At 50.6% G+C, this 16,010-nt stretch carries 13 protein-coding genes; 8 read left to right on the forward strand and 5 right to left on the reverse strand.

Annotated elements, in window-relative coordinates; translation table 11 throughout:
- Positions 1-116: 116 nt before the first annotated feature.
- Complete coding sequence (locus ACJJIT_RS14055; protein WP_444888349.1) at positions 117-872, reverse strand: hypothetical protein; 756 nt, start codon at positions 870-872, stop codon at positions 117-119.
- 330 nt (positions 873-1,202) lie between these two features.
- On the opposite strand from ACJJIT_RS14055, the gene sodB reads away from it, so the two are divergent.
- Together sodB and ACJJIT_RS14065 are read left to right on the forward strand one after the other, a co-directional pair.
- Positions 1,203-1,784 (forward strand): superoxide dismutase [Fe], encoded by a 582-nt coding sequence (sodB, locus tag ACJJIT_RS14060; protein WP_252085033.1) that lies wholly within the window; start codon positions 1,203-1,205, stop codon positions 1,782-1,784.
- Between the two features lie 234 nt (positions 1,785-2,018).
- Positions 2,019-3,896 carry a DUF885 domain-containing protein gene (locus ACJJIT_RS14065; protein WP_444898798.1) on the forward strand — a complete coding sequence of 626 codons (1,878 nt, stop codon included), beginning with the start codon at positions 2,019-2,021 and terminating at the stop codon, positions 3,894-3,896.
- 85 nt (positions 3,897-3,981) lie between these two features.
- On the opposite strand, the gene ACJJIT_RS14070 is transcribed toward ACJJIT_RS14065, so the two are convergent.
- From ACJJIT_RS14070 to ACJJIT_RS14085, 4 genes are all read right to left on the reverse strand, one after another.
- Positions 3,982-5,799 (reverse strand): DUF885 domain-containing protein, encoded by a 1,818-nt coding sequence (locus ACJJIT_RS14070; protein WP_444898799.1) that lies wholly within the window; start codon positions 5,797-5,799, stop codon positions 3,982-3,984.
- 135 nt (positions 5,800-5,934) lie between these two features.
- Positions 5,935-6,870, reverse strand: a complete 936-nt coding sequence (locus ACJJIT_RS14075; RefSeq protein WP_252085030.1) for a universal stress protein — start codon at positions 6,868-6,870, stop codon at positions 5,935-5,937.
- 274 nt (positions 6,871-7,144) lie between these two features.
- Positions 7,145-7,858, reverse strand: coding sequence for a DnaA regulatory inactivator Hda (hda, locus tag ACJJIT_RS14080; RefSeq protein WP_252085029.1), 714 nt, complete (start codon positions 7,856-7,858; stop codon positions 7,145-7,147).
- Between the two features lies 1 nt (position 7,859).
- Positions 7,860-8,957, reverse strand: coding sequence for a DUF2066 domain-containing protein (locus ACJJIT_RS14085; RefSeq protein WP_444898800.1), 1,098 nt, complete (start codon positions 8,955-8,957; stop codon positions 7,860-7,862).
- 276 nt (positions 8,958-9,233) lie between these two features.
- Between ACJJIT_RS14085 and purM the strand changes: the two genes are divergently transcribed.
- The 6 genes from purM (at position 9,234) to ACJJIT_RS14115 (ending at position 15,957) form a co-directional block, all read left to right on the forward strand.
- Entirely contained in the window at positions 9,234-10,295 is a 1,062-nt protein-coding gene (gene purM / locus ACJJIT_RS14090) for a phosphoribosylformylglycinamidine cyclo-ligase (RefSeq protein ID WP_444898801.1), read from the forward strand.
- Positions 10,295-10,948 carry a phosphoribosylglycinamide formyltransferase gene (gene purN / locus ACJJIT_RS14095; protein WP_444898802.1) on the forward strand — a complete coding sequence of 218 codons (654 nt, stop codon included), beginning with the start codon at positions 10,295-10,297 and terminating at the stop codon, positions 10,946-10,948. Before purM ends, purN begins: the two co-directional genes overlap by 1 nt.
- A 93-nt stretch (positions 10,949-11,041) precedes the next feature.
- Positions 11,042-11,746, forward strand: coding sequence for a DUF3108 domain-containing protein (locus ACJJIT_RS14100; RefSeq protein ID WP_444890970.1), 705 nt, complete (start codon positions 11,042-11,044; stop codon positions 11,744-11,746).
- Positions 11,747-11,993: 247 nt separating this feature from the next.
- A complete protein-coding gene (locus ACJJIT_RS14105) occupies positions 11,994-13,403 on the forward strand; it encodes an OmpP1/FadL family transporter (protein ID WP_444898803.1) in 1,410 nt (469 codons plus the stop codon).
- Between the two features lie 458 nt (positions 13,404-13,861).
- Complete coding sequence (locus ACJJIT_RS14110; RefSeq protein WP_444885716.1) at positions 13,862-14,635, forward strand: type IV pili methyl-accepting chemotaxis transducer N-terminal domain-containing protein; 774 nt, start codon at positions 13,862-13,864, stop codon at positions 14,633-14,635.
- Between the two features lie 2 nt (positions 14,636-14,637).
- Entirely contained in the window at positions 14,638-15,957 is a 1,320-nt protein-coding gene (locus tag ACJJIT_RS14115; protein WP_444898804.1) for a DUF1116 domain-containing protein, read from the forward strand.
- The last annotated feature ends 53 nt before the right edge of the window (positions 15,958-16,010 follow it).

Genomic DNA, 16,010 nt, shown 5'->3' on the forward strand with positions numbered 1-16,010 from the left:
GCCGGCGATTCTACACGAAATGTAGGGTTATTGGCCTGTTATTAAAATGGCGATAAATTTTCCACAGGCAATAAAAAAGGCGAACCCAAGGTTCGCCTTTTCTAGCCCCTGAAAAACTACATTGAGGAGGCTGTAGGCTCACTGGACTGCAGAGAGCGAATCGCATCGCGCAGTTGTACCAGATCTTTGTTCACCGAGCGACGGTAGGCATCAATAGACTCCACTGCCTCTTCATTGGCTCCGACACGCATAGTCAGATCACTGCGCACAGAGGCCAACTGACGCTCCAGGCGTGAAATTTTGTCGGTCATCTCACGCTTGCTCTCGATACTGCCTTTACGCAATTCCGCCAGGGCAGATTCAACCGCAGCAATCTTTTTCACACTGGCATCGAGGCTACCGAGCTTGCTGTTGAGTGAAGCAACCTGTTTCTTGTTGGCTTCGTTTGCGGCCTTATTGGCTGCAATACTCTTGCGGTTGGTATCGTAAGCCACCCCCCAAAGCTTACGGATCTCGGAGGAGTTCTCCTTGGCCTTGGCGCTCAGCACCTCAACGGAAGCTGTAGACTCCTCATCAGAGAGACTAAAGCGCTTCTCCAGCTCAGCAATCCGGTTCTCGGCATCGGCTATGCGATTCTCCGCGTTGACCAGCTGGGTACGGCTTTCCTGCCACTGCTGGTAGAGGAAACCAGAAGCAGCAAGTCCCCCCATGGCTAAGACCAAGGCACAGAGGCCTAGGAAGGAGAAGCCACCGCGGCGCTCCTCAACGATCACTTGTGGTTCCTGGGCCTGCTCGCTGCGCTCAGGAGAGCTGGGCTCCAGTGCGGGTTCGATGGCGGCGCTGCCGTCCAGTGTGGGCTCTCTACGTTGCATGTATCAATACACCCGGTAACTAATCTGGTGGGTTCGGTACTGGTCAGTTCGGGATTGTCCCGCCCGGCACCGCTAAATTCATTACTTAGAGACAATCAAGCCGGGACAGATTCGTCGAATTATGCGGCAGTTATACCAAAAATTGACGAAAAAGTAATCGGCCACAAGTAAGAATAGACGACAGCAAAACATTGGTGTCATCAAACACCACCCCTTGAGTTCGAGGAAAACGTCCCAAAATCCCCTATTCTACTGCGCCGGCTTAATTCTGGCATACGGCGCGTGTAGAATGCTCTCACCAATAACCCTAAACAAAGGAAGGAAGACACCATGGCTTTCGAATTGCCCGAACTCCCCTACGCGATGAATGCCCTGGCCCCCCATATCTCTGAAGAGACTCTGGAGTACCACTACGGTAAACACCACAAGACTTACGTTGACAAGCTGAATGGTCTGCTGGAAGGCACTGCTGACGCCGATAAATCCCTGGAAGAAGTGATCAAATCCTCTTCCGGTGGCGTATTTAACAATGCCGCACAAGTATGGAACCACACTTTCTACTGGAACTGCCTGAGCCCCAACGGCGGCGGCGAAGCCACTGGCGCTGTTGCAGAAGCTATCACCGCAGCATTCGGCAGCTTTGACAAGTTCAAGGAAGAGTTCACCACCAGCGCGGTAAACAACTTTGGCTCTGGCTGGACCTGGCTGGTGAAAAAAGCCGATGGTTCAGTAGCTATCGTAAACACTTCCAACGCAGCCACTCCGCTGACTGATGAAGGCGTTACCCCACTGCTGACCTGCGACGTATGGGAACACGCTTACTACATTGATTACCGCAACCTGCGTCCTAAGTACATGGAAGCTTTCTGGGCGCTGGTGAACTGGGAATTTGTAAACCAGAATTTCGCCTAATCGCGGAATTACCTAAAAAGCGGGCACTGCCCGCTTTTTTTATGGGAGGAAATCACTCCCGACATGGCTCCAGAATACTGCCCCTAGTCAAAGACCCATCTAGTGCGCACAATACCCTCTGGAGTGCGCTGTTCTCGCCACGTTAAGCGCGGCCAGAATTGGCTCAAAAACCTAAAGAATGCCACCCAAGTGGCACAATATAGCAATGATTATCCGAACACTGGGAATATGCTTATGAAGTTGAAACCAACCCTGATCGCAGCTGCCATTAGCGCGCTGGTTATCAGTGGCTGTGACCGCGGCGCCCCCGAAGCTGCACAGCAGAATGCTGCCTCCGTCACCGCGGAAAGCAAGTCCATTCAAGACAGCACTGCCAAGGTGAGCCAAGAGGCCATCAAGCAGGTAAACCAGATGTTCGAGGACTTCTTCCAGGAGCATCTGTCTCGCAGTCCGGAGTTCAAAACCTTCCTGGGCAAAAAAGAAGATTACGATAAGTGGGATAATCTCTCCCCAGAATTCGCCAAAGAAACACTGGAAATCAACAAGCGCCAGCTCGCCGAGCTGAATAAGGTTGACCCCAATACTTTGGATGAAGCCACTCGCCTGAGCCTGCGTCTTGCCAAGCGCAATCTTGAGCAAGACATTGAAGGCTACAAGTGGCGTAACCACTACTACCCGGTCAACCAGATGTATGCCACCCATACCAGTGCGGCATCCCTGCTGATCAGCCAGCATCGTATCGATGCAGTGAGTGATGCCGAGGCTTACATCGCCCGACTGAACGGCATGCCCCAATACTTTGCCCAACTGGAAGAGAACCTGAAAGCCAACGCCAAGGCCGGTACTATTGTGCCGAAGTTTGTCTTCCCCTATGTGATCAGCGACTCACAAAACCTGATCAGCGGCGCACCTTTTGAAGGTGAGAAAGACAGTCCGCTTTTTACTGACTTCAAAGGTAAAGTCGAAAAGCTGGAAATCAGCGCCGAACAGAAAAAGGCGCTGATCGATAAAGCCAGCACCGCCCTGCAAGAGAGCGCTGGCCCAGCGTACAAAAAACTGATCAGCTACTTACAGGAACTGGAAAAGAAAGCCACTACCGATGACGGCGCCTGGAAGCTGGCCAACGGTGATGACTTCTACAAGTTCCGCCTGGGTGTATACACCACCACCGATATGACAGCCGATGAGATCCACCAGACTGGCCTCAAGGAAGTTGCGCGGATTCACGATGAAATGCGCGAGATTATGCGCAAAGTGAAGTTTGAGGGTAACCTGCAAGAATTCTTCGAGTTCATGCGTACCGACAAGCAGTTCTACTACCCCACTTCTGAGGAAGGTAAAGCGGAATACCTGGAGAAGGCTACCGCCATTATCGACACTATGAAGGGCCGCCTGGACGAGCTGTTTATCACTAAGCCCAAAGCCGACCTGGATGTACGAGCTGTGGAACCTTTCCGCGAAAAATCCGCAGGTAAAGCTTTCTATCAGCGCCCGGCGCCCGATGGCTCGCGCCCAGGTATTTACTACGCCAACCTGTATAACATGGAAGATATGCCCACTTACCAAATGGAAGCACTGGCTTACCACGAGGGCATCCCCGGTCACCATATGCAGCTCTCTATCGCACAAGAGCTTCAGGATATCCCCAAATTCCGTAAGTACGGTGGTTACACCGCCTACACCGAAGGCTGGGGCCTCTATTCAGAGCTAGTACCTAAAGAGCTGGGCTTCTATGAAGACCCTTACTCAGACTTTGGCCGCCTGGCAATGGAGCTGTGGCGTGCAGGTCGCCTGGTAGTGGACACTGGCCTTCATTCCAAACAGTGGACTCGTGAACAGGCTATCGATTATCTGGTTGAAAATACACCAAACCCGAAAGGCGATGTGGTTAAAGCCATCGAGCGTTACATTGTGTTGCCTGGTCAGGCAACGGCTTACAAAATCGGTATGCTGAAAATTATTGAGCTGCGAGAGAAAGCCAAAGCCGAGCTGGGTGATCAATTTGATGTGCGCGGCTTCCACGACACCATTTTAGCTAACGGTGCGGTACCTCTAAATGTTCTCGAAGAACTGGTAGACGGCTGGGTTGCAAGCGTTAAAGCTAAGAGCTAACTTCTCCGGGTAAATAGCACCCAATAAAAAAGGCCACTCTCAGAGTGGCCTTTTTTGCAACTATCTAAAGGAGTTAAAAACTACTTTATCCTTTTTTAATTGTAATCCAGTCATCCACTTGGCGCTCCAAGATTGCCAATGGCAAGGCCCCATTGGTCAGCACCACATTGTGGAACTGGCGAATATCAAACGCCTCGCCCAGCTCCGCCTGGGCCCGATCACGCAACTGCAGAATTTTTAACATTCCAGCCTTGTAGGCCAGTGCCTGCCCAGGCATTACCAGGTAACGCTCGATTTCTGTGGTCACTTCGGTTTCGGTCATGCCAGTTTTTTCCACCATATATTCGATGGCTTCTTCGCGACTCCAGCGCTTGTAGTGCATACCAGTATCCACCACCAAACGCACCGCACGGAACATCTCGGCCTGCAAACGGCCAAGATCATCGTAGGGGTTTTCCTGAAAGCCCGCTTCCTTGGCAACCTGCTCAGAATAAAGTGCCCACCCCTCAGCGTAAGCCGTAAACAAACCCAATTTGCGGAAAGTGGGCACACCTTCTAGCTCCTGAGCAATCGCCAACTGGAAGTGGTGGCCGGGAACCGCTTCGTGATAGGCCAGCGTGCGCATACCAAATTTCTTGGTTTCATGAACATCACGCAGGTTTGCATAGAAAACCCCCGGACGGGAGCCATCCATAGCCGGAGGGTTGTAGTAAGCCCCCGGTGCGCCCTGCTCTTTAAATTCTGGTACCCGTCGTACTTCAACCCCCATCGCCGGCTTCACATCGAAATAATCTCCTAGCCCAGCATTAATCTCATCGATCATCGCTTGGTAGTCGGCAACTATGCGCTCGCGCCCTTCATCCGAATCTTCGTATAAAAACTGGGGATCATTGTTAATCACAGAAAAGCGGGCGCTGATACTGCCGCTATCTTGCCCAACTGAAGAGAAAATACGATTCATCTCCCCCTCTATTCTTGCCACCTCTTCAATACCAACTCGGTGCAACTCCTCGGGGGACAAATTCGTTGTGGTGTGGCTACGAACCTGGTACGCGTAAAACGCCTCCCCATCAGGAAGCGCCCAAACACCATTATTTTCGAAAACCTTGGGTTGTAACTCGCGATAGTAAGCAATCAGATTCTTATATGCAGGATATACTTCTGCATCAATCAAGGCCTCTCCCTGAGCGAGGATACGCACCCGCTCCCCATCGGCCAGACCTTCAACTTTATTTAGGCGTTCTTCAAGGGAGGTATAAAGAATATTCTCATGGGCCGGTACCGCTATAAAATCTTGCATCTCTTCCAGCACGCTGTCGATAACAAAGCGGGGAGGCAGGATGTTTTTTTGCTCACGGATTTTTAGACCATCAAGCACCTGTGAAAATTTGCGGTCAACCTCACTCAGGCGGGAAAGGTAATAATCCGCTTCTTTGACATTATGAATCTGGTGCACTTCCGCAAGAAACTCCGGCAGGCTGTTTTGCACTCCAAACATTTGGTTAAGCGGATAATTGTGGTGTTTCCAGCGCTCCCCCTCCACCATATTGCCAAGAAAGTAGGCAAATACATCGTAAGAGATCGCTTGCTGGCCATCCATACCTGCACGATCGTACTCCTTCAGAACGGCAAGCTCATCCTTAATCATCTGCATCTGACGCTGCTGTTCAGCCTCAGAAGCGTCATCAAGATGGGCATTGTGTCCATCGATTCCAAACTGCTCGAGCAATCGCAACTGGGAGAGAATTTCTGGACTGGTGCTGCCGAGCTTGAAAAAGGCCCGCTCAAAGTACACATCTATTGACCAGGGTTTAAAATAGATCGCGTTGACCGCAACAACAGAAACCGCCGCCACCCCCAATAACAAAATACCGCCAAGCCATTTGGCCAACGTTTTAATCATTTTTTATTCTCCTAATATAGATATTGCGGTTCTAACTCCTCTCCGCCCCATGACGGCCCTACCCTGAGTGAGCCATGGCCAGCTAGATCATAGAAAAAACTATACTGCTGACACACCGCATGCCCATATTAAGCGCTATATCTTGATGGGAGAAACAAAATCACTGGGCTTTAACGCAAGCAGAGAGCAACTCACCTTTTGCAGAATATTCTCGGCAGTGTTTCCCATAATAAAACCGGGTATACCCGCACGACCCACAGTACCCATGATGAGGAGATCCAGCCCCTCCTCATCGATCAGCAGGGGAATATAGCTATCTGGGTGAGCAATGACATGGTGAACTTGAATATCCCCGCCGATACCCGCAGCCCGAATAAGTACATCCAATTTTGAGCGGTGTTGAGCTCGAGCCGCTTCTGTAGCCTGGTCCAGCTCCTCTTCAGAGGCGCTGATAGGGAAGTGACGACGCAAGAACTCATCAACGTCATAATCCCAGCAGGAAACAACGTGTAAAATACCGTTACAACTATCCGCCAACACCCGCGCCCAACGTAGTAAGCGGATCGCCAGATCGTAAGTACTCCCCTCATCACACTCGGGATCAATCGCCACGGCCACCCTTATCTCAGTGTGCGCACGCTCTATGGGACGACACAGCCACACTGGGCAGGGGCACTTGCGTAATAACTCCATATCAATGGCTTTGAAGCCCTTGAGCTGGCTCAGCCCCTCCACATTTTTAATTACCAGATCGTAACCTTCGCTAAGTACGCGGCGAATAACTCTCTCTGCAGGGCGTGGACCACAGTCAGATTCGATCTCTATATTCACCTGCTCTTTCGACAGCTTCATACGCTCTCGAGCTGCGGCAATTCCTTCATTTACACGTTCCAGCATTGCCTTAACACAGAAGCTACTAAAGTCCTCAAACCCCGCCGGTACCGCTGGGCAAACCAGCAGCACCTTAATTTCCGCATGATTATTGCGGGCTATGGCAAAAGCCTGTAACAACCCACTGGACTCATCTTCAGCAGCATGGCTCACATAGAGGACTTTATGAATATTCGGCATAACAATTTTCTCTAACTGTGGGCATTGGAGGTAAAAGCAGACGGAGACCACCATGCAGCCCTGCGGCCACTACCATTTGATATGGTCGATGAAAGCCAATTCACAGAAGAAGAATAGAAGTGCAGCTCTAGTCACCACCAGATGGGAAGCAATCCTGGAACAAAGAGGAAGCAAAAGGAGATTTTTATAGAAGGGATAACGGTAGATGACCCAGAACTCTTTGACAGTCTCCTAGGTCAACTACTGAGTTAAGCTTAGGGGCAAATTGGATACCCTAGATATCCAGCACCTGTTTTACAAAGGGGATGGTAATTTTACGCTGTGCCATCAGGGAGGCCCTATCTAACTGCTCTAACAGCAGGAACAGTGCGCGAGTATCCCTAGGCGCGCGGTGCAAAATGTATTGCGCCACATCTTCGGGCAGATCGAAGCCGCGCAGGCGACTGCGCCTGCGCAAGGCAGCCACTTTGTCGCGGTCATTCATTGGCTGTAACTGGAATACCAGCGACCACTGCAGGCGCGACAACAAGTCAGCCAAGGAGATATCCATCCCCCGCGGAGATTTTCGCGCCCCTAATAATAACTGCCTACCGCTGTCTCTGACCCGGTTGTATAAATGGAACATCGCCGTCTGCCACTCGGGCTGTCCCTCTAACAAGTGCAGGTCATCAATACACACCAGATCCAACTGCTCGAGGCCATCGAGCAGTACAACCGGGTCCATGGCCATCAATTCAGCCATAGGAATATATTGGAAACTGCGACCATTGGCCTCGGCACTCTGACAAGCAGATTGCAGCAAGTGGCTAACACCACTTCCTGCATCCCCCCAGATGTAAATCACCGCTTCGGGATTTTGCCCACTGGCAAATGACTGCAGCAGAGCTACAACTTGGCGGTTGGGGTCCGACTCCGACAGATAAAAGTTATCGAAGGTAGCATCGTCTCGCAGGGATACTCCCAGCGGCAACTGTTGCGGAATACTCATCTCAATCCCAACGATAGCGCAACGGATTATCAGCGCTGCCCAAAGGTGCACGGTGCCCATTCAACTCAATGGCATCCTCGTCCCCATGTGCTCGCAACTTATGATTTAACGCCAGGGTATCGCGCAAATTGCGTAGGCCTACGGTGGCACTCAATGCCAAGCGCATCCGATCTCCCTCCACAGAAAGGAGATTTGCACTGCTCACCTGCGCCAGTCCCTGTAAATAGGCCGAGGCCTCTGCGTAATCGGCAAAGCTATCCACGCCAGATAACTCCACAAAAATTGAGCCCTGTTGGGCATCCTCAATACCGGGGCGCACGGCATAGCGTTGGGCAAGCAAGTTAGCCATCTGATTAACACCGCGCAGTGCAACCTCTTCCAAAGAGCCACCATTGCTATCAAAGGCATAACTGCGACCACCGTGCAATAATAACCAATCAGCCTGCCAGCGGCGTCCCGACGCCTGAAGCAAGCGCCCCATCAAAGTGGCATCCGGCCTGTAGCGTAAACCAGCGCGCTCTGCGGCCTGTTCACTCTGAGCCCAAAGGTCACCAAGAGGCATATTGTGCTGATCATTGAGGTCCATCACCGGGAAATCCAATGGCACACCGCGCTCCACAGCCATAGCGTCCAATACCGAAAAGAGCTCCGGGGCATCTTCTTCCCTAAGGATACTGCGCCCTTCCTTTAGGGTATCCACAGCCAGCCACACCAGAGTGCCGGGGCGATTATTGGGCCACATTGGCAAACCCAACTGATGGATTTGCCTGGAAATAGCTTGGGGATCGAAAGAGAGATGAAGGTAGAGCTGATTATCTTCGCTGGTGTAGCGGTAACCTTCTAGGAAATGCTGGGCTTTCTTCAGGATAGGCTGCAAATTTGGATTACTGCCAATTGCGGCGTCTCCGGTGACACGCACAAATATCCGCTCCAGCCCCCGGCTGCCAGCACTCGCGCGGTCAGTAGCCCCACGGCTCGGTACAGCCTCGACCACTTCATACAGGTCCGAGATAACTCGAGCCTGGACTGGCAGAATTAGGGCACCGAACAACAGGACCAAAAACTGCAACACCAATCCCTGCCGGAGCAGCTTGTGCATAGGATTCTTCTCCAAACCTCATTCCAACCCGTGAGCTTGCACGAAATCGTTGTTATTGCGCAAGACGCCAAAATCCACGGCTGGGATAAAAATTGGGGCTATTGTATCAGCGTCGGCGACTTCTCTCAGCCCCGAGTTCTCACTATTAGAGGGTTTCTAGCCGTTTAACTGAAGATAAATACCAGATTCCTTCATTGAGATGCCCACTGGGCGTGGCTACCGGACCAAGACCCGGCTAGAATACGCGCCCTTCGAAGACCCACTGCAGGAAGAATCATGAGCGATTCCAAGCCGCAATCCGCTGAAACATCCCTCTCTTATAAAGACGCCGGTGTCGATATCGACGCGGGTAACGCCCTGGTAGAGCGTATCAAGTATGTCGCCAAGCGCACTTCCCGCCCGGAAGTCATGGGAGGCCTGGGCGGTTTTGGCGCTCTCTGCCAACTCCCCAGCGGCTATAAAGAGCCAGTCTTGGTTTCCGGCACCGATGGCGTGGGTACCAAATTGCGCCTGGCGATGGACCTGGGCATCCACGACACCATTGGTATCGACCTGGTTGCTATGTGTGTCAATGACTTGGTGGTAGCAGGTGCCGAACCACTTTTCTTCCTCGACTACTATGCCACTGGCAAGCTGAATGTGGATATCGCCGCTGAGGTTGTCTCCGGTATTGGTAAAGGCTGTGAGTTGGCAGGCTGTGCCCTGGTCGGTGGCGAAACCGCCGAAATGCCCGGCATGTATGAAGGCGACGACTACGATCTGGCCGGTTTCTGCACCGGGGTCGTGGAGAAATCCGAGATTATTGATGGCAAAAAAGTAAAGAGTGGTGATGTGCTCATTGGACTCGCTTCCAGCGGCCCCCACTCCAATGGCTACTCTTTAATCCGAAAGGTACTCGAAGTCAGTGGCGCCGATTTACAACAGCAATGCGGTAGCGAAACACTGGCCAAGGCATTGATGGCCCCCACCCGCATCTATGTTAAGAATCTGCTGCAACTGATGAAGAGCGTCCAGGTAAACGCCCTCAGCCACATCACCGGCGGCGGCCTGCTGGAAAACCTGCCCCGCGTACTCCCGGAAGGCTGTCTTGCTCGTGTAGACGTTACTAGCTGGGAGATGCCCGAAGTGTTCCGCTGGCTCCAACAGGCAGGCAACATCGACGCCCGTGAAATGTACCGCACCTTCAACTGTGGTGTCGGTATGGTAATTTGCGTACCTGCGGAACAAGCCGACCAAGCACTGCAAACCCTGGAGCAAGCAGGTGAAGACGCCTTCGTCGTGGGCAAAATCGAAGATGCTGTGGCAGGCTCAGATGCCGTAGAGCTGGCAGGCCTGTAATGTCACAGGGAGTATGCAAAGTTGCCGTGCTGATTTCCGGTAGCGGCAGCAACTTGCAGGCGCTCCTGGATGCCTCGGCAAATGCCGGGGCAGACTTTTCCGTCTGCACAGTAATCAGCAATAAGCCCGAGGCCTTCGGCCTCAAGCGCGCCATCGAGGCCGGAGTCCCCACATCAGTGGTCGACCATCGCAACTTCTCCGGCAGAGAAAGCTTCGACCAGGCGCTAATCGCAGAAATCGACAGCCATCAGCCGGATTTGGTTGTCCTGGCCGGGTTTATGCGTATCCTCACTCCCGAGTTTGTTCGCCACTACAGCGGTCGCCTGCTCAATATTCACCCCTCTCTACTGCCAAAATATCAAGGGCTCCATACCCATCAGCGTGCTCTGGAAGCCGGTGATAGTGAGCACGGTGTTACCGTTCATTTTGTCACCGAAGAGCTCGATGGTGGACCACCCATCGTTCAAGCTGCCGTACCTATAAAGGAAGGGGACACTCCCGAATCTTTGGCAAAGCGGGTTCAGGTACAGGAACACGTCATTTACCCCATGGCTGTTACCTGGTTTGCCCAGGGGCGCCTAAAAATGCTGGCGGACCGCTCGCAACTGGACGGCGAGCTTCTACCTCTTAGTGGCGCCAGAATCGATAGTTAAGCAAAGCCAAGCTGGCGGGATCAGCATTGCAATGTACTTTGCGGGTCGCGCCAGCTAGTATTCAAAGAGGTTCAGATTTTGCGAGGCTCTGTCGTGCGCATTTTTATCTCCTCTCTGTTTTTTCTCTTTCTCTCCACTCAATCTCTCGCCAGCCAACTGGAACCCTTTAAGGCGACTTATACCGCAAGGTACAACGGCATTAGTGTTACAGCCACTCGTGAGCTTACTGGGCAAGAAGGGAGTTGGCGGCTGGACTTTAATACCTTTGCGCTTTTTGCCAGTATTAAAGAATATTCCCGCTTTATCAGCCAGGACGGCAATATTACCCCCTACCACTATGAGTATCGCCGCAAAGGACTCGGCCGCGATCGCGGTACAATTCTCAGCTTCGAACCCGACAAAGGCATGGTGTTCAACGTCTCCAACCCAGAACGGGATATGGAAAACGTATCGCCAAACATCCTGGATAAGTTGAGCTATCAAATGCAGCTAACACTGGATGTCGCCGCAGGCAAAGAAAATCTCCAATATGAGGTCGCCGACGGTAAGAAGATTCGCAAGTACACTTTCGCCAAAGAGGGCTCCGAAGTAATAAAAACACCAATGGGGAAAGTAGAAGCAATAAAGGTACGCCGAGTTAGAGATGCGGACTCAGAAAGAGAGACGACCGTCTGGATTGCGCCTCAATGGAACTACGCCTTGGTGAAGCTGGTGCAGCGCGAAGAGAATGGCAAAAAGTACCAAATAACCTTGAAAAAGCTATCTATCAATGGCAAAAGTGTCGGTGCAGGCCAATAAATTACCATTTTTTTACAGAGGCAAAAAAAATATTCACATTCGATGGATTTTTGCCTCCTTTCTCTTTATAAAGTGACTCCTTTCCCTTGCACAGGCAATTCCTTGTTGCCTAACCTGTTTAAAAGCGAGGGATTTGCTACGAAAACGGAAGGCATCTATATAAATCTAATGGCCTTCCCTCCATATCCCAGCATTTCCAATGCTACTTATGGTTTTCAGTAATCAGCAGACTTAGAGATGGGCTCTCATGAATAAGAAATACCTGCGACATGCAGTTTTAGCCGCAGCAATCGGCTCCGTTTCCCAAGGCGCTATGGCCGCGGGCTTCTACCTTCAGGAAACCAGCGCATCCGGCCTTGGCCGTGCCTTCGCTGCCGAAAACACTATCGGTGACAACGCCTCCATCCTAGCCCGCAACCCGGCTGGTTCTGCACTATTTGATACTTATACTTTGACTGGTGGCCTCACCTATGTTGATCCAGGCATCGATGTAACCGGTGATGTTACTTATTACCTTCCTGTCGATGTTGGCCCAGACGGCATCATTTATGCTGAGTCCAGTACTGTAGCCGATGCCAGCGACTACGCGACCAGTGCTTTTATTCCTAATGGCTACCTAGCAGCACCGATCAATGACGACTGGTCCTGGGGCCTGGCCATGTACACTGACTTTGGTCTGGAAACTGATTTTCCCGACAGCTTCCCCGGCACCACCATCTCCAACAAAACGAACCTGCTGACTTTAAATATTCAGCCGTCCATTGCCTACGATATCAACGATACCTTCAGTATCGGTGCAGCTATCAACTTCCTTTACGCTGAAGCCGAGCTAAAAACAACTTTCCCTACAGACTTCCCTATCGGCGCCGTTATTGAGCAAAGAACAGGCGTTAACCCTGAAGGGGCCACCATTCTAGATGTTAAAGGTGATGGCTGGGATGTAAGCTGGACCATTGGTGCCTTATGGAACATTGATGACAATACTCGCGCAGGTATTTCCTACCACGCAAAGTACGACCCCAAGCTAAAGGGTGACGTTAATTCTGATGTCGTACCTGCAGAAGCTCCCTTTGATGATGCCAGTGGCAACCTGACCCTGAACCTACCTGACACCCTGGAGCTGGGCCTTTACCACCGCTTCGAGAACAACTGGGCAATTGCTGTTGGCTATATGTACACCAACTGGAGCCGTTTCGAGCGCCTTGAAGCCTTTATCCCTTCAGGTGGTGAAGAGTTCAATCCTCTCCTGATTAAAGAAGAGAACTTTGTAAGCGGCTCCCGCTACAGCCTTGCCGCTGAGTACTACTTTAATGACAGAGTGACTGTACGCTTTGGCTACGCCCATGACGAAGGCGCAGCCCGTGACGGCTTCAACCGCCACGAAGAAGATGTAATCAAAGAAGAAACTGGCCTGGACCTACCGGTCACCTGGCGCACCCTGTCCATTCCCGATACCGACCGCCAATGGCTAACTATAGGCGGCACCTATAAGCACAATGACCGCCTAAGTGTTGATGCCGGACTCGCCTACCTTTGGGGTGATGATGAGCTTATTCAGGAAGTCAGTAACTTGGATGGATTTGTAACCTACTACGATGGCGGCACCACCAAGACCGAGGCCTGGCTATTCAGTGCAGGTGTAAACTACAGCTTCTAAGTAATTTCGCCCTCTCGGCAAATAAAAGGCTCTACTCCGGTAGGGCCTTTTTTAATTCTCCTATCGACCTCTCACTCCACCACCTCTAGACCCACAAACTCCCCCCATCAACATCAATACCACTTAATAACAATGTTAAGAATTAGTGGTTAGATATCTATCGAAAGTAATTTGTTATATAGCCTCATCAACACTTAAGAAAAACAACACAACATCGAAAATCGACTCATTATTGAAAATACTCAAATTATTAACACTCACTTAAAAGAAAACAAAATGACTTTATCGCGAACGCCAGCTTTCTAGATAATTTTTGTAACATGCCACAGTGAGCGACAACAGTGACTCTAAAGCAGAAAGGTAATCCCCTCACTAATAAGTCTGAAATGGGGTAGCAGAAAAACTAGCAGGCAGGCCCAAAACCTCAAACTTAAAAAGTCAAACCAAAAGAGCAAAACATGAAATTAACCGCGGTATTTCTCCTATTAATAGCAAGTCTTGATGTTGCAGCATTAACCATGGGAGAGGCAATTAATATAGCAGGGCGTCAACGAATGCTATCTCAAAGAATCACGCAAGCATTTATCCTAAACGGTATACAACCCGAAGCACAACGCCACCAGAAAGTATTGAAACGGTCAGTGCAGGAATTCGAGCGTAACAATCAGAAACTTAATACGTTCCCAGCTGCAGAAAAAATCAAAGATCAGCTAAAAAAAGTACAGAGCGAATGGCAACCCTTTAAGCAACTCAGTCTGCAACCGGTAACCAGGGAAGGAGCAACCGACTTATTCCTGCGCAGCAATAAACTATTAACAGAAACGCACAGCTACGTGGTTAAATTACAGCAACTCGCCAATCACAATTCTGCCGAACTAATCAACATTGCCGGTCGGCAGCGAATGCTTTCTCAAAGAATTTGCAAGAATTATGCTGCTAAACTTTGGAACATCTCACCAGCTGAAGCGGAGCAAGGGCTACAACAAGATCTTACAGAGTACTCCAGTCGCCTAACCCGCCTTTTAGAGAGCACACTCAACACCCCTGAAATCAGCAGCAACCTTCTCAAAGCCAAGGATCATCTCAGTTATGCCAGCCGAGGCTTTGAAGGGGAAATGAAACTATCTGAACAGCGTCAGATTCAAGTAATTACTGGCACTACAGACTTGATGCTGCGCGATATGGATGTCGTTACCAAGCAATATGCCAGCTTGCTGGACTCAAGAGAATAGTCATGAAAACAGATGTTGAATTTAGGCCCAGTATGGAGGAGCTTCTGGAAAAGCTGGCAACGCCAAAATTCCGAGGCCTAAATCAACAAGCTAATGACGAAACCATAAAACGTATGAAGCAGTCCGTGCCGATATTAATCGGGATTGGCAAAGCTGGGGATCACATACCCGGCATGCGCAAGAATCTGATTTTACACGCCGGCCCACCAATCACATGGAACCAGGCCTCCGGCCCTTTAAAGGGGGCAATTATTGCCGGCCTCCTATTTGAAGGGCTCGCAAAAAACAAAGAAGCCGCCATAGAGATGATGAAAAAAGGGGAGGTGGATTTAGAGCCTTGCCATGATCACAATGCCGTTGGACCAATGGCCGGCATTATTACCTCTTCTATGTCAGTGTATATTGTTGAGGACCAACTCTCTGGCTATAGAACTTACTCCAACCTCAGTGATGACAGAGGTGATTTTCGTGGAAGCTCCATTCGCTTTGGCGTTTACGAAAAAAGCGCTATCGATTACCTCCACTGGGTTGAGAACAATGTGGCCCCAGTTCTCAATCAAGCCATTGTCGATGTCGATGGGATTGACTTCCTGCCAATCATCGGCAGAAGCCTACTTATGGGCGATGACTGCCATGTAATGACCAATGCTGCCACTTTAATATTCTCCAGAATTCTCCTCCCTGGTGTTATCAAGGCCAGCCCTAAAAAAGAGTGGATAGAGAAAATTGCCTCACAGATTTACCAAGATGAATCATTTTCCCTGAATGCCATTATGGCCACCTGTAAAGCGATTGCGGATGCGGGTAATGGCATACCACATAGCAGTATTATCACAACCATGGCGCGTAATGGTACCGAGTTCGGCATCAAGATATCAGGACTCGGTGAAAAATGGTTTACCGGCTTGGCCGGTGTTGGACGCGGTTTTTTGATGCCCGGAATTACGCCTGCGGATGTCAACCGCGATATGGGTGACAGCGCAATAACCGAAACCGTAGGGCTTGGTGGTACCGTGAAATCGCTATCCGGTTCAAACCTGGATACGATCGACAACACTCTCAAGATGTATAGCATTGCACACTCAGAGAGTGATTCATTCTTAACCCCAGGTATTGATGATCGGGGGCCACCGCTTGGATTCGACCTATTGAAGATCGTCAAGACCAATACAACCCCAACAATTAACTCCGGCCTGGCACACAAAAATATGAATCGCTACATGGCCGGTACTGGATCACTTCACCCTCCAATGGAGGCTTTTATTAAAGCCGCTGTAGAGTTTTCTGAAGTTGAAGTCCCCTTAACTCAAATGCAGCCCTGACATTTTTTAAACAAAAAAAGGGGAGTAACACTCCCCTTTATTAGCCACTTCTC

The organism is Microbulbifer mixtoriginis (SeqCode) (genome assembly GCF_052467515.1).

What these genes read in the sequence shown, in the direction of transcription:
- ACJJIT_RS14055 (WP_444888349.1), bottom strand. Translation starts at nt 872, where the DNA reads ATGCAACGTAGAGAGCCCACACTGGACGGCAGCGCCGCCATCGAACCC.
- sodB (WP_252085033.1), top strand. Translation starts at nt 1,203, where the DNA reads ATGGCTTTCGAATTGCCCGAACTCCCCTACGCGATGAATGCCCTGGCC.
- ACJJIT_RS14065 (WP_444898798.1), top strand. Translation starts at nt 2,019, where the DNA reads ATGAAGTTGAAACCAACCCTGATCGCAGCTGCCATTAGCGCGCTGGTT.
- ACJJIT_RS14070 (WP_444898799.1), bottom strand. Translation starts at nt 5,799, where the DNA reads ATGATTAAAACGTTGGCCAAATGGCTTGGCGGTATTTTGTTATTGGGG.
- ACJJIT_RS14075 (WP_252085030.1), bottom strand. Translation starts at nt 6,870, where the DNA reads ATGCCGAATATTCATAAAGTCCTCTATGTGAGCCATGCTGCTGAAGAT.
- hda (WP_252085029.1), bottom strand. Translation starts at nt 7,858, where the DNA reads ATGAGTATTCCGCAACAGTTGCCGCTGGGAGTATCCCTGCGAGACGAT.
- ACJJIT_RS14085 (WP_444898800.1), bottom strand. Translation starts at nt 8,957, where the DNA reads ATGCACAAGCTGCTCCGGCAGGGATTGGTGTTGCAGTTTTTGGTCCTG.
- purM (WP_444898801.1), top strand. Translation starts at nt 9,234, where the DNA reads ATGAGCGATTCCAAGCCGCAATCCGCTGAAACATCCCTCTCTTATAAA.
- purN (WP_444898802.1), top strand. Translation starts at nt 10,295, where the DNA reads ATGTCACAGGGAGTATGCAAAGTTGCCGTGCTGATTTCCGGTAGCGGC.
- ACJJIT_RS14105 (WP_444898803.1), top strand. Translation starts at nt 11,994, where the DNA reads ATGAATAAGAAATACCTGCGACATGCAGTTTTAGCCGCAGCAATCGGC.
- ACJJIT_RS14110 (WP_444885716.1), top strand. Translation starts at nt 13,862, where the DNA reads ATGAAATTAACCGCGGTATTTCTCCTATTAATAGCAAGTCTTGATGTT.
- ACJJIT_RS14115 (WP_444898804.1), top strand. Translation starts at nt 14,638, where the DNA reads ATGAAAACAGATGTTGAATTTAGGCCCAGTATGGAGGAGCTTCTGGAA.